Origin of the sequence: Herbiconiux liukaitaii (assembly GCF_041927495.1) — a bacterium.
GTDB classification, from domain to species: Bacteria; Actinomycetota; Actinomycetes; order Actinomycetales; family Microbacteriaceae; genus Herbiconiux; species Herbiconiux liukaitaii.
The window spans coordinates 239,597-252,474 of the sequence record NZ_JBHFHG010000004.1 but is presented as its reverse complement, the minus strand read 5'-3'; the positions used below and the strand labels follow the sequence as shown (position 1 = coordinate 252,474).

At 70.4% G+C, this 12,878-nt stretch carries 12 protein-coding genes; 6 read left to right on the top strand and 6 right to left on the bottom strand.

Going from position 1 to position 12,878, the window contains the following annotated elements; genetic code table 11:
• The first annotated feature begins 238 nt into the window (after positions 1–238).
• The 4 genes from ACEXQC_RS08870 to ACEXQC_RS08855 all read left to right on the top strand — a co-directional run bounded on the left by ACEXQC_RS08870 (position 239) and on the right by ACEXQC_RS08855 (position 5,305).
• Positions 239–1,213, top strand: coding sequence for a sigma-70 family RNA polymerase sigma factor (locus tag ACEXQC_RS08870; RefSeq protein ID WP_374820556.1), 975 nt, complete (start codon positions 239–241; stop codon positions 1,211–1,213).
• A 240-nt stretch (positions 1,214–1,453) separates the two neighbouring features.
• Positions 1,454–2,623 (top strand): hypothetical protein, encoded by a 1,170-nt coding sequence (locus tag ACEXQC_RS08865; RefSeq protein ID WP_374820554.1) that lies wholly within the window; start codon positions 1,454–1,456, stop codon positions 2,621–2,623.
• Between the two features lie 122 nt (positions 2,624–2,745).
• A complete protein-coding gene (locus tag ACEXQC_RS08860; RefSeq protein WP_374820552.1) occupies positions 2,746–4,719 on the top strand; it encodes a chaplin family protein in 1,974 nt (657 codons plus the stop codon).
• A gap of 136 nt (positions 4,720–4,855) precedes the next feature.
• Complete coding sequence (locus tag ACEXQC_RS08855; protein WP_374820550.1) at positions 4,856–5,305, top strand: hypothetical protein; 450 nt, start codon at positions 4,856–4,858, stop codon at positions 5,303–5,305.
• Between the two features lie 57 nt (positions 5,306–5,362).
• Here the strand turns inward: ACEXQC_RS08855 and ACEXQC_RS08850 are convergent, their stop codons facing one another.
• The 6 genes from ACEXQC_RS08850 to ACEXQC_RS08825 are packed head-to-tail and all read right to left on the bottom strand — an operon-like array spanning position 5,363 to position 10,797.
• Positions 5,363–6,220, bottom strand: a complete 858-nt coding sequence (locus ACEXQC_RS08850; RefSeq protein WP_374820548.1) for a prenyltransferase — start codon at positions 6,218–6,220, stop codon at positions 5,363–5,365.
• Positions 6,217–6,597 carry a lycopene cyclase domain-containing protein gene (locus ACEXQC_RS08845; protein ID WP_374820546.1) on the bottom strand — a complete coding sequence of 127 codons (381 nt, stop codon included), beginning with the start codon at positions 6,595–6,597 and terminating at the stop codon, positions 6,217–6,219. The genes ACEXQC_RS08850 and ACEXQC_RS08845 overlap by 4 nt, the downstream gene beginning before the upstream one ends.
• The gene (locus ACEXQC_RS08840; RefSeq protein ID WP_374820545.1) at positions 6,594–6,917 is read right to left on the bottom strand and encodes a lycopene cyclase domain-containing protein; all 324 of its coding nucleotides are present in this window, start codon (positions 6,915–6,917) and stop codon (positions 6,594–6,596) included. The genes ACEXQC_RS08845 and ACEXQC_RS08840 overlap by 4 nt, the downstream gene beginning before the upstream one ends.
• Positions 6,918–6,921: 4 nt before the next feature.
• Positions 6,922–8,772 carry a phytoene desaturase family protein gene (crtI, locus tag ACEXQC_RS08835; RefSeq protein WP_374820543.1) on the bottom strand — a complete coding sequence of 617 codons (1,851 nt, stop codon included), beginning with the start codon at positions 8,770–8,772 and terminating at the stop codon, positions 6,922–6,924.
• Positions 8,769–9,716, bottom strand: coding sequence for a phytoene/squalene synthase family protein (locus ACEXQC_RS08830; RefSeq protein WP_374820541.1), 948 nt, complete (start codon positions 9,714–9,716; stop codon positions 8,769–8,771). Before ACEXQC_RS08830 ends, crtI begins: the two co-directional genes overlap by 4 nt.
• 10 nt (positions 9,717–9,726) lie before the next feature.
• Entirely contained in the window at positions 9,727–10,797 is a 1,071-nt protein-coding gene (locus tag ACEXQC_RS08825) for a polyprenyl synthetase family protein (RefSeq protein WP_374820539.1), read from the bottom strand.
• Positions 10,798–10,843: 46 nt separating this feature from the next.
• Here ACEXQC_RS08825 and idi point away from each other — a divergent pair, with 46 nt between their 5' ends.
• Both idi and ACEXQC_RS08815 read left to right on the top strand, forming a co-directional pair.
• On the top strand, positions 10,844–11,386 hold the full coding sequence (gene idi, locus ACEXQC_RS08820) for an isopentenyl-diphosphate Delta-isomerase (protein ID WP_374820537.1): 543 nt from the start codon (positions 10,844–10,846) through the stop codon (positions 11,384–11,386).
• A gap of 53 nt (positions 11,387–11,439) precedes the next feature.
• Positions 11,440–12,873, top strand: coding sequence for an alanine--tRNA ligase-related protein (locus ACEXQC_RS08815; RefSeq protein ID WP_374820535.1), 1,434 nt, complete (start codon positions 11,440–11,442; stop codon positions 12,871–12,873).
• Positions 12,874–12,878 lie beyond the last annotated feature (5 nt).

Genomic DNA, 12,878 nt, shown 5'->3' with positions numbered 1-12,878 from the left:
TTCTCTCGTTCGTGCGCCTCCAGTGTAGGCAATCCGGATCGGTGGGTCGCTCCGAAAAAGTGCTTGCGCAGGGTTGAACATGGCTGACAAGATGTTAGACGAACTAGATACATGACGAACTGGGAACCGTTTGTCAAGCCCCCATCTCGCATTAGGGGGCCCGCGGTCCCCGCGGATAACCTGCCGATACGACCGGGAAATCGCCCAGTGCAGTAGCCGAAATGGATACGGAGACAACATGTCACGCGCAGCAGCCACGACAGCACCCGCACTCGATGAGGCCGAGCCCGAGGCACGTCTCAGCGACATCCGGGGCGCTTCCGAAGACCCCGTGAAGGACTACCTCCGCCAGATCGGCCGCACGGCCCTCCTCACCGCCGAAGACGAGGTCGACCTCGGCCGGCGCATCGAGGTCGGTGTGCTCGCCGACTGCAAGCTCTCCGAGAACCCCGTCATGGATGCCTCGCTCAAGCGCGAGCTGCAGTGGCTCGCCCGCGACGGCCAGGCCGCCAAGCGCCAGCTCATCCAGGCCAACCTGCGTCTCGTCGTCTCGATCGCCAAGCGCTACCTCGAGCGCGGTCTGCCGTTCCTCGACCTCATCCAGGAGGGCAACATCGGCCTCGTGCGTGCGGTCGAGAAGTTCGACTACCAGGCCGGCTTCAAGTTCTCGACCTACGGCTCGTGGTGGATCAAGCAGTCCATCAACCGCGCGCTGGCCGACAGCGGTCGCATCATCCGCATCCCCGTGCACACCTCGGAGAAGATCTCCTCCATCACGCGCATGCAGCGCCGGCTCATGATCGAGCTCGGCCGCGAGGCCACGATCGACGAGGTCGCCGCCGCCGTCGACCTGCCGCCGCAGAAGGTGCAGGAGCTCATCCGTCACGGTCGCGACACGGTCTCGATCCACACCCCCGTGGGCGACGACGACGCCGAGCTCGGTGACCTCATCGAGGACACCACGCAGGCGCAGCCGTTCGACGCCGCCGCCGCCTCGCTGCAGCACCACGACCTGGCGGTGGCTCTCGCCACCCTGCCGCCTCGCGAGGCTCGCGTGGTGTGCATGCGCTTCGGGCTCGACGGTGAGGACCCCATGTCGTTCGACCAGATCGGCGATGTGCTCGGCGTCTCGCGTGAGCGTGCCCGGCAGATCCAGCGCCGTGCGCTGAGCATGCTGCGCGACGAGTCGCTGCACGACTACCTCATCGCCTGATCCACTTCTCGCGGGGCGCTTTCTGCGCCCGTGAGATGCCTTATAGAGGAGTCGCCCTTCGGGGCGGCTCCTCTTCTGCGTGCGGCCACTACCGAGTCGACTACCTAGAAACTACCGGTACGCCTGATCAGAGCCGGTTTTAAGGGCGCGGATCCCTTGACGTGACAGCTGTAGAGGAGTGCGATTGGTCGTAACCATCCGATGGAGGAGGTGACGACCGTGGACGCTGCAGACGCTTCGATGACAACCGAACAGCCGCTGAGCCGCTCGCGGCGCCTCGTCCGGATCGGACTGGGCGCGGTCGGCGTCACCACCGGCCTGCTCGTCGCCGCCGCGGTCTTCGGAGGCTCCTCCGCCTCGGCCGCCGAGGGCGATCCGCTGCTCGGCGAAGTGGTCGGCGGTGTCGGGTCGTCCCTCTCGTCGGTCGATCCGGCTCTCGGATCCGTCGGCGGGGTCGTGGACGACCTGGTCTCGGGGGTCACCGAGAACGTCGTGGCTCCCGTGGTCGAGCCCGTGGTCGCGCCTGTCGTCGACGCGCTGCCGGAGCCGGTCGCAGCCCCGGTGGCCGAGGTGGCCGCCGTCGTGCCCGAGGTCACCGGTGCGGTGCAGGAGGTCGTGGATGCGGCCCCAGTGACGAGCGTCTTGACACCGGTCGCCGGGACCGTCGACGAGGTCGTCGAAGCCCTTCCCGTGGTGCCCGAGGTCGTGGGGAGCGCCCCGGTGGGCGCGGTCACGACCCCCGTCGTCGAGACCGTCGAAGGGGTCATCGGGGGAACGACGGGCGCTGTGCTTCCCGCGGTCGATCAGGTGGTCGAGCCCGTGATCGGCGGATCGGCCGGAGGCGGCGCGATCCCCGGGATTCCGGGCTTCCCCGGGCTTCCCGGCACCCCTGGTGTCGACCTGCCGAGCAGCCCTGACGGGGTCGTCGGCGGCGGGGTCGACGGTACGGACTCGATCTTCTTCCCCGGTGTCGTCGACGACTCGTCCGACGGCGCCGGCACCTTCGGCCCGGCCGTGCCCGGCCTCGCTGGCGCGGTCGCATCCGGCCTCCCCCTCTTCGGATTCTCCGGGCTCGCGGGATCCGCCGCTTCAGCCGATGGTGCCGGCTTCGGCGCAGTCGCGACGGCGCCGTCCACGGCCGTGGCATCGGGCTCCGGCAGCGCGCCGGTCGGCCCCTCGGGCAGCGGGTCGCCGTTCAGTCCCGGTGCGCCTGGCGGCGCTCCTGTGCCTCTTCCTTCTTCCTCGTCCGGCTCCGGCGGTTCCGCGGGTGCCGGAGCGGGTTCGACCCTGGGCACCGACGTCTCGCGTGCCGGGCTCGGGCTCACCGTGAGCGTCGTGCTCGCAGGTCTCGCCGGCGACGACGACCTCCCGTCGTCGCCCGTCCACGACACCGACACCTCTCCTGACTGAGTGAGGTCCCACCCTGCCCCGATCCTCTGAGGTCGGTGCGGCGGGGAGACGGACCCTCGCGTCATCACCCTCCTTCCGAGGCGTGGGCGCATCATCACTCACCAGTTACGGAGAACATCATCATGAACAAGTACGTCTCACGAGGGCTGCTCACAGTCCTCATCACCGGTGGCCTGTGCGCCGTCGGCGCGGGAGTCGCGAACGCAGCCGAGACAGACGGCTCCGAGGGCGTGGCATCCGGCAACCAGGCCATCGTCAGCATCGATCTCCCGATCGACGTCTCGGGCAACGGGATCGCCGTCATCGGCGACTCCTCGAGCTCGGGATCCACCGTCGAGAGCGCACCGGCCCCTGAGCCGGCGCCCGTGGAGGTCTCGACCGACGGAGCGGATTCGCTCCTCGGAGGCAACCAGGCCATCCTCGACATCGAGGCCCCCGTCACCGTAGGCGGCAACGCCGTCTCCGTGATCGGCGACGCCACCTCCACCGACGCCACCACCGAGGCCCCGGCCCCCGGCACGGATGCGGGCACCGGCACCGACGGATCCACCGACGGCCCCGTGACCGACGGCGAGGAGAGCATCGCAGGCGGCAACCAGCTGCCCATCGACATCACCGCCCCGATCACCATCGGCGGCAACGGCATCTCCCTCATCGGCGACGCCACCTCCACCGACTCCACCACCTCCACCTCCACCTCCACCGACGGCGCCGGCACACCCGGCACCCCCGGCACGGATGCGGGCACCGGCACCGACGGATCCACCGGCGGCCCCGTGACCGACGGCGAGGAGAGCATCGCAGGCGGCAACCAGCTGCCCATCGACATCACCCTCCCGGTGGTCATCGGCGGCAACGCCATCACCGGCATCGGCGACGCCACCACCGACGACTCCGACGTCACCACCGACCTCGCCACCCCCGGCACCGGCACCGGCACCGGCACCAGCGGATCCACCGGCGGCGCTGTGACCGACGGCGAGGAGAGCATCGCAGGCGGCAACCAGATCGCCCCGATCATCACCCTCCCCGTCATCGTGGGCGGCAACGGCATCGCGGGCATCGGCGACGCCACCACCGGCGACTCCGACGTCACCACCGACCTCGGCACCCCCGGCGCCGGCACCCCCGGCACCGGCACCGACGGATCCACCGGCGGCGCCGTGACCGACGGCGAAGACAGTGTCGCTGGCGGCAACCAGATCAGCCCGATCGTCACCCTCCCCGTCATCGTCGGCGGCAACGGCATCGCGGGCATCGGCGACGCCACCACCGACGACTCCGACGTCACCACCGACCTCGCCACCCCCGGCACCGGCACCCCCGGCACCGGCACCGGCACCGGCGGGTCCACCGGCGGGGCTGTGACCGACGGCGAAGAGAGCATCGCGGGCGGCAACCAGGTCTCCCCGATCGTCACGCTTCCCGTCATCGTGGGCGGGAATGGCATCGCGGGGGTCGGCGACGCCGAGTCCGACGGCTCCAGCGTGGTCACCACCCCGGGTGCCGGCGGCGGCACCGACGGCCACGTGACCGACGGCGAGGGCAGCATCGGCGGCGGCAACCAGATCGTGCCGATCATCACCCTCCCCGTGATCGTGGGCGGCAACACGGTCTGCCTGATCGGCGACTGCACCACCACCGACAGCACGGTCGACCCGACGGACCCCACCGGCCCGACGGACCCCACCGATCCCACCGACCCGACCGATCCCACGGACCCCACCGATCCCACCGATCCGACGGACCCGACCGATCCCACGGATCCTACGGACCCCACGGACCCGACCGATCCCACCGACCCCACGGACCCGACCGACCCGACGGACCCCACGGTCCCGACGAACCCGGTCGACCCCACGGTCCCCGGCACCCCGGTGACCCCCGTCACCCCGGTGACGCCCGGTGACTCCACCGCCACCCCCGGCGCCTCGGTGCCCTCCGGCGGCAGCTCCACCCCCGTCACCGGCAGCTCCGACGGATCGCTCGCCCTCACCGGCGGCAACCCGTTCCCGCTCCTCGGCGGGCTCCTCCTCCTGCTCCTCGCGGGAGTCGGCACCCTGCTGATCAGCCGTCGAGGCTCCGTGCACCAGTAGCCCACCACCAGCACCACCCCGCGGGGCGCACCGCACGGTGCGCCCCGCATCACCCTGCCCGCACGCCACCGCCGCGCAGTTCGAGCGTTTCGTGTGCAGTGGTGGCGAGTCCCCCACATCGGGGGATGCTGGAAGGATGAAGCGGATCACCTACGCGGGAGCATCCATCGTCACCTCCGACGATGTGGCCTCGGCGGTCATCGCGCTCACCGCCGCGCTCGCCAACCGCGGTCTCGCTCAGGCAACCGAGATCCCGATCTGCGACAAGCACGGCCGCAACGCCTGCATGGCCGAACTCGTGATCGGCATCGGCAACGACATGATCGCCGTGCCCCACACGGCCAAGAAGCAGACCGAGGAACCCGACTTCAGCGCCGACGCGCAGCGCCTGCGCGAGCAGCTCGACTTCCTCAGCCGCCGCGGTGGCTCAGCCCACGTGCCCATGATCCCGACCGCCGGTGCGGATGCCGGCCCGGTGGAGTTCGAGGACTTCGAGTACGAGTTCCTCACCTTCACCCCGGGCACGGACGGCGACACGGATACCCCGGACGATCCCCCGTACCTCAGCGGCCCCCGCAAGCTCTGACGTCGAGCAGCGGATCGTCGGCCGCCCCACCGACGGGCGCAGGAGGCACCGCAGGCTCTACCCCTGCAGCCACGTCCAGATCAGCAGCATCGTGACCCCGAACCCCGCGATGAAGTTGAGCCACAGGAACCGCTTCCACCCCACGTTCGCCCGCTCGGCATCCTCGTCGCTCACCGAGATGTACGGCAGCACGCTCACCGCGTACGGCAGCGCCAGCACGGCGGCGAGCGACCCCGGCCACGGCGCGAACAGCAGCAGCACCCCCGCGAGCAGGTAGGCGGCGAGCGCGAACCGCACGGTGGCCTTGCCCCCGATGACCGTGGCGATCGAGGCGATGCCGCCCTCGCGATCGGCCACGATGTCCTGCACGGCCCCGAAGGCGTGGCTCGCGATCCCCCACAGGAAGAACGCCCCGAGCACAGCCCACAGCCCCGGCGTGAAGACGGCCCCGGCGAGCACGAGCCCGTAGACGGCGGGGCTCACGAAGTGCGTGCTCGAGGTGAGGGAGTCGAGGAACGGCCGCTCCTTGAAGCGCAGCCGCGGCGCGCTGTAGGCGATGACCGCGAACACCGAGACGGCGAGCACGAGCCACGACAGCGGCGACCCCACCGCCACGAGGAACACCAGGAACGGCACGTTCGTGATCACCACGGCCCACAAGGTGATGCGGTGGAACGAGCGGTCGAGCACCGCCCCCTCCACACCGCCCTTGCGAGGGTTCCGCAGGTCGGACTCGTAGTCGAACACGTCGTTGATGCCGTACATCGCGAGGTTGTAGGGCACGAGGAAGTAGAGGGTGCCGAGCACGAACACGAGGTCGACCTCGCGCGTGGTCATGAGGTAGCCGGCGGCGAACGGGAACGCCGTGTTCACCCACGACAGCGGGCGCGACGAGAGCAGCAGCGTGCGGATCATCGGAGCTCCTCGGAGTTCCGGGAGGCCCCGGCGACCCCCGCGGCGTCGCTCCCGGCCTCCCGAGCCCCCAGCAGCACCCACAGTGACGGCAGCAGCACCGCCACGGCGAGCGCGTACGCGAAGTCCTCGAGCGGCGCGATCCCCACGAACGCCCCCGAGATGAGCGACGGCTCGTACCCCACGAGCCCCACCCCGATCATGATGTTGTCGAACACGGCGGTCATCGCGAGCAGCACGGCCAGCGTGACCCCCACTGCCCCCGCCAGCCGACGACGAGCGGATGCGCCGCCCACCGATCGGCGCGCCACGAGCACGGCCGCGACCGCCACGACGGCGACGACCGCGAGGAAGATCGCGTTGAGACCCCAGTAGCTCATGCCGCGCTCCGACGCGAGAGCGCCAGCTGCGCCCCCCGGAACACGTTCATGGTGAGGTAGCACAGCAGCGTGAGGAAGAAGATCTCCTCCGCCGGCAGCTCGGGCGCCACCTGCACCCCCGTCATGAACGACGTCTCGCCACGGAAGAAGATGCCGAGCCCGATGCCGAACAGATCCCACACCACGAAGAACAGCACTCCCGTGACGAGCACGACGGCCGCCCGCACCGGCCGGTGGAAGAAGAACAGCCCGAACCGCCGGTCGAGCACCACCATGCCGGTGAGCGAGACCAGCAGGGCGAGCAGGTAGAGGATGCCCATGCGATCAGTCGGCCGCCGGCGCGAGCGGCTCGGGCGCACGGGGCGAGGGCGCGACCGGCCGAGGCGAGAGGGGCTCCGGCAGCGCCGTGGTGCTCGTGTCTCCGCGCAGGCGCTTGATCACGAGCTCGGCGCTGATGAGGCACATGGGCAGTCCGATGCCCGGAGTCGTGGATCCGCCCGCGTAGTAGAGGCCGTCGACCTTGGCGCTGCGGTTGCGCGCCCGGAACATGGCGCTCTGCCGCAGCGTGTGCGCCGGCCCGAGCGCGGTGCCCTGCCACGAGTTGAGGTCGGAGACGAAGTCGGCGGGGCCGATGGTGCGCCGCACCACCACGCGCGATGCCAGATCCGGGATGCCCGCCCACTCGGCGATCTGCTCGATCACGGTGTCGGCGAGCTCCTCGATGCGAGCGTCTCCCCCGCGGTCGACCCCACCGGCTCCGAGTGACGGATCGGCGGGCAGCGGCACGAGCACGAAGAGGTTCTCGTGCCCCTCCGGCGCCACGTCGTCGTCGGTCGCGCTCGGCCGGCACACGTAGAGCGATGCGGGATCGGGCACGGCGGTGCCGCGCGTCTCGGCGGGCCCCGATCCGCGGCCGAAGATCTCGCCGAAGTTGGTGCGCCAGTCTTTGGCGAAGAAGAGCGTGTGGTGCTCGAGCTCGGGCAGCTCGCCCTCGACGCCGAGCAGGATGAGCAGCGCGCTCGGCCCCGCGATGCGCTTCTCCCAGTAGCTCTCGGGGTAGGTCTGCAGCTCGGGCAGGAGCAGGGCGGTCTCGGTGTGCCACAGGTCGGCCGTCGAGACCACCACGGAGCCCTCCACCGAGTGCGCACGCCCATCGGTGTCGGTGTAGTGCACTCCCCCGGCCTTGGGCTTGCCCGCGGGCACGTCGGCCACGGGTTCGGGCTCGGCGGCGCTCGACATCTCGCCGGCGAGAACCCGTGCGAGCTCGTCGCGGTCGATCACGTTGGTGTCGAACTCGGTGGTCTCGTAGTCGTAGACGTCGACGGGCCCCGGCGCCTTGACCGTGGCTCCCTCGATCTCGGTCACGATGCGCGTGACGGAGGCGCCCGTCACGATCGTGACCCCCTCGGCGACGGCGATCCGCTCGATGGCGGCGATCACGGAGGTGAAGCCGCCCTTCGGGTAGAGCACGCCGTCGGTCATGTCGAGGTGGCTCATGAGGTGGTACATGCTCGGAGCGGAATACGGCGAGGTGCCGAGGAACACGGCCGGGTAGCCGAGCACCTGCACGAGCCTCGGATCCTTGACCGTGCGGCCGGCGAAGCGCGCGAGCGGCTCGGTGAGCAGCCGCACGAGGCGCGGCAGCCGCTTGAGCACGGGCGGCGCCATGAGCGGCGTGATCTTCTCGAAGGTGGAGTAGAGGAAGTACTCCTTGGCGAGGTCGTAGGTCTCGGCGGCCGAGTCGAGGTAGCCCGCCATGCGCACGCCGGATCCCGGCTCGATCGACTCGAACAGGTCGAGGTTGTCGTCGCGGTTCGCCGCGATGTCGATGGGGGCGAACTCCCCCTCGGAGTACACGCGGTAGCCGGGGTCGAGCTTCACGAGGTCGAGCTCGGCCTCGGCGCTCGTGCCCATGAGCTTGAAGAAGTGGTCGAAGACCTCGGGCATGAGGTACCACGAGGGGCCGGTGTCGAAGCGGAAGCCGTCCTTCTCCCAGCTGCCCGCACGACCGCCGACGGCGTCGTTCTTCTCGAGGAGAGTGACCGTGTAGCCCTCGCGAGCGAGGAGGGCGGCCGTGGCCAGGCCGCTGATGCCGCCGCCGATCACGATGGCGGTGCCCGGTGCCGCGCCCTGCTCGATGAGGGGGGTCTCGTCGTTCGTGTGCTCTGCGGTCACTCGGTCGTGTCTCCTTCGCGCGGATCCGGTCGCCGCCGGGGGAGCCGGCCGAGGGCCGCCCCTGCAGCTATTCTCGCCTTGACCGGGTTCGGGACCCGGATGCGGGTCTCGGCGAGTACGGCCGCGGGGGTCTCCCGCAGTCGCTCTGTGAGCTCTTCGAACAGTCCCTGGGCGAGAGCCACGGCCCGGCGGCTCGTGGCCGGCAGGCCGGGGAGGCTCGCCCTCGCGATGCGCAGGTCGTTCTCGATATCGGCCACGATGCGCGACTTCTCCGCCTCGGTGAAGGTCGTCACGTCGATGCCGGGGAAGTAGCTGCGCCCGAGGGTGCCGAAGTCGGCGGCCAGGTCGCGCAGGAAGTTGATCTTCTGGAAGGCGGCGCCCAGGTGCCGCGCCCCGTCGACGAGCACCGCGCGCTTCGCGTCGCTCACCCGCTCGCCGTGCAGGAAGGCCTGCAGGCACATGAGCCCCACGACCTCGGCGGATCCGTAGACGTAGTCGTCGAACGACTCCTGGGTGTGCCTCGTGGCCGAGAGATCGGCGCGCATGCTGCGGAAGAAGGGCGCGATGATGTCGTCCTGGATGCCCACCTCGCGCGCGGTGAGGCAGAAGGCGTGCGCCACGAGGTTGGTGCTGTACCCGCACGAGAGGGCGGCGGCCGTCTCCTGCTCGAGGGCGTCGAGGCAGCCGGCGATGCGCTCGGCGTCGAGGTCGGCCGAGGCGGCGACGCCGTCGACCACCTCGTCGGCGAGGCGCACGAGCCCGTAGATGTTCTCGACGTGCTGGCGCACCGGCTGCGCGAGCAGACGGGAGGCGAGGCCGAACGAGGTGGAGTAGCGGCGGATGACCACCGAGGAGGTCTCCATGGCGACGCGGTCGTAGAGCGAGGCGTCGGCCGGCCAGCGGCGGGAGAGCCGGGGGCGGCGCGCACTCAGACCTGAGCTCATGCTGCGCGCCTCATCGCACTCGTCCGAGCACCGAGGCCACGATGGGCCGGAACTCCTGGCGCACGGCCTCGGGCAGCGCGTCGCCCGTGAGCGCCTCCCAGGCGCGGTTGGCGAAATCCCTCGCGAGCGCCTCGGCGAAGCGCCGCGATCCGATCTCCTCGAGCACCACGCGGATGCGGTCACCCTGCTCGGGCGTGAGGTCGGCGCGACCGAAGAGCGACTCCACCTCCGCCCACTGCGGCTGGCCGACGGCGTGGGCGAGCAGCACGGTGCGCTTGCCCTCGCGGAGGTCACCGAGCGTGGTCTTGCCCGTGGCATCCTCGTCGCCGAAGACCCCGAGCAGGTCGTCGACGATCTGGTAGGCGATGCCGATGTTGCGGCCGAACACGGCGAGCGCGTCGACGGCCTCCTCGGGGGCGCCGGCGAGCACGGCACCGGCGGCCAGTGGACCCTCGAAGGTGTAGCCGGCGGTCTTGAGGGCCTCCATCTCGACGACCTCGTCGACACTCGGCGGCTCGGGGCGGATGGAGAAGTCGACGTCGTAGAGCTCACCGGCGGCAGAGACGAACATGGCCTCGTCGAGGATGTCGTGCAGGCGGGTGCGCAGCAGGCCGTCGACGCCCGACCTGTCGATGAGGCGGTAGGAGTTGAACAGCGCGAGGTCGCCCGCGATGACGGCCACCGACATGCCGCGGTGCTCGGCCGTGGGCAGGGGGATGCCCGCCGTGGTGGCGATGTCGCGGTAGCTGCCGGAGACGTTGGGGCCGCCACGACGCACGAAGTCGCGGTCGATCACGTCGTCGTGCACGATGAGCGCGGTGTGCAGCAGCTCGAAGGCGGCGCCCACGTGCGCGGCGGCATCGACGTCGGTGCCGCCGAGGGCCTCGTAGGCGGCCATGACCATGAGCGGCCGGAAGCGCTTGCCCCCCGAGGCGTTGCGCTCGAGTGTCTGCCACAGCGAGGCGTATGGCGAGCCCAGGGCTGCGGCGCGGCGGTGGGAGTCGCTGAAGAATGCCGCCAGAACCCGTTCGACGTGCTGTTGTCGGCGTTCCGACACCGCGACCAGATCGTGCGTGTCCACCTGCCCCAGGTTACATGGTTGCCAAGTAATAAAGGACAATAGTGAAATGAGCGGCACGAACGAACAGGTAATCCTCCTCGCCGACGACGGGACGGCCATCGGCGTCGCCGACAAGATCTCGGTGCACGACCACGACACTCCCCTGCACCTCGCCTTCTCCTGCCACGTCTTCGACGAGGAAGGGCGCATCCTCGTGACCCGTCGAGCACTGGGCAAGCGCACCTGGCCGGGCGTCTGGACCAACTCGTTCTGCGGGCACCCCGGCCCGGGCGAGGATCCCGTCGAGGCCGTGTTCCGCCGCGCCCGCGACGAGCTCGGCCTCGAGCTCGCGGAGCTCTCGCTCGCCCTCCCCGACTTCCGCTACCTCGCCGTCGACGCCTCCGGCATCGTGGAGAACGAGATCTGCCCTGTGTACACGGCACGCGCCGCGGGGCCCATCGCGGCGAACCCGGACGAGGTGGCCGAGTGGCGCTGGGCGGATGCGTCGAGCCTCACGCAGGCCGTCGGCCTCACCCCCTGGGCGTACAGCCCGTGGCTCGCCCTGCAGCTGCCCCAGCTCGCCTCGAAGCTGCCCCAGCTCGCCCTGTAGGAGACCCGATCGGGGGCCTCTGCCGGCAGCCTCCGTTCTGCCATGCTGATGCCATGGACGCCCACGACATCCGCAACCGCTACCTGGCCTTCCTCGAGGAAAACGGGCACGCCGTGATCGAGCGGGCGCCGCTCGTGCCGCGCGGCGACACGAGCACGCTCTTCAACGGCAGCGGCATGCAGTCGCTGCTCCCCTACCTGCTGGGCGCCGAGCATCCTGCGGGCAAGCGGCTCACCGACAGCCAGCCGTGCGTGCGCGCCCAGGACATCGACGACGTGGGCGACAACCGCCACACCACCTTCTTCGAGATGCTCGGCAACTGGTCGCTCGGCGACTACTTCAAAGAGGAGCAGATCCGCCAGTTCTGCACCTTCCTCGTCGACATCGTGGGCCTGGATCCACAGAACATCTACGTGACGTGCTTCATCGGCGACCCGGCCAACGGCATCCCGCGCGACGACGAGGCGGCCTCCATCTGGGCGGCCGTCTTCGGCGAGTGCGGCGTCTCGAACGGCATCGCCGAGATCGGGTCGCAAGCGGATGGCGACGCCCGCGGGGTGAAGCCGGGTGAGCGCATCTTCTTCTACGACGGCGGCGAGAACTGGTGGTCGCGCGGCGGCTCGCTCGAGGCCACGCCCATCGGCGATCCGTGCGGGCCCGACAGCGAGGTGTTCTACGACTTCGGGGCCGCCCACCAGGATCCCTCCTACGGTCTCGCCCATCCCGCGAGCGACGGCGGGCAGTTCATGGAGATCGGCAACCAGGTCTTCATGCAGTACCGGCGCCTCGCCGACGGGAGCTTCGAGGAGCTCGCGGCGCGCAACGTGGACTTCGGCGGGGGGCTCGAGCGCATCGCCGCGGCCTCGATCGGCTCGGATGACGTGTTCCGCATCTCGCTGCTGTGGCCGATCATCGCGAAGCTCGAGGAGCTCACCGGGCGCTCCTACGACGACGAGACCGCCTCGATGCGCATCGTCGCCGACCACCTGCGCGGCGCGACCTTCCTCGCCGTCGACGGCGTGCGCCCCTCGAACAAGGAGCAGGGCTATGTGATGCGGCGACTGCTGCGCCGCGCCATCCGGCTCGCCCTCTCGCTCGGGGTCACCGAGAACTTCTTCGCCGAGATCGTGCCGGTGATCGCCGACCTCTACGCCGACGACTACCCCGAGGTGGCCGCCTCGCGCGAGGAGGTCGTGGCGGTGCTCGTGAAGGAGGAGAACTCGTTCCGGCGCACGCTCGAGGGCGGGTTGCTCGCGCTGGCCGAGTACCAGGGGCTGGTGCTCACGGGCACCGACGTGTTCCGGCTCTCGGACACCCACGGGTTCCCCAAGGAGCTCTCGGTGGAGGAGGCGCACCGTCTCGGCATCGAGGTGGCGGCCGACTGGGAGGCCGCGTTCGCCGAGGCCCTCGAGGAGCAGCGCGCACGCTCCCGCGGAGCCACCCGCCTCGGAGCGGCGGGTCTCCCGGGAGGCGGCTCGAAGGCTTGACCCGC

Excerpts from the sequence above, each read along its gene's own strand:
- ACEXQC_RS08870 (WP_374820556.1), top strand. The coding sequence starts at position 239 with ATGTCACGCGCAGCAGCCACGACAGCACCCGCACTCGATGAGGCCGAG.
- ACEXQC_RS08840 (WP_374820545.1), bottom strand. The coding sequence starts at position 6,917 with ATGGGCATCCTCTACCTGCTCGCCCTGCTGGTCTCGCTCACCGGCATG.
- ACEXQC_RS08845 (WP_374820546.1), bottom strand. The coding sequence starts at position 6,597 with ATGAGCTACTGGGGTCTCAACGCGATCTTCCTCGCGGTCGTCGCCGTC.
- idi (WP_374820537.1), top strand. The coding sequence starts at position 10,844 with ATGAGCGGCACGAACGAACAGGTAATCCTCCTCGCCGACGACGGGACG.
- ACEXQC_RS08860 (WP_374820552.1), top strand. The coding sequence starts at position 2,746 with ATGAACAAGTACGTCTCACGAGGGCTGCTCACAGTCCTCATCACCGGT.
- ACEXQC_RS08850 (WP_374820548.1), bottom strand. The coding sequence starts at position 6,220 with ATGATCCGCACGCTGCTGCTCTCGTCGCGCCCGCTGTCGTGGGTGAAC.
- ACEXQC_RS08865 (WP_374820554.1), top strand. The coding sequence starts at position 1,454 with ATGACAACCGAACAGCCGCTGAGCCGCTCGCGGCGCCTCGTCCGGATC.
- ACEXQC_RS08830 (WP_374820541.1), bottom strand. The coding sequence starts at position 9,716 with ATGAGCTCAGGTCTGAGTGCGCGCCGCCCCCGGCTCTCCCGCCGCTGG.
- ACEXQC_RS08815 (WP_374820535.1), top strand. The coding sequence starts at position 11,440 with ATGGACGCCCACGACATCCGCAACCGCTACCTGGCCTTCCTCGAGGAA.
- ACEXQC_RS08855 (WP_374820550.1), top strand. The coding sequence starts at position 4,856 with ATGAAGCGGATCACCTACGCGGGAGCATCCATCGTCACCTCCGACGAT.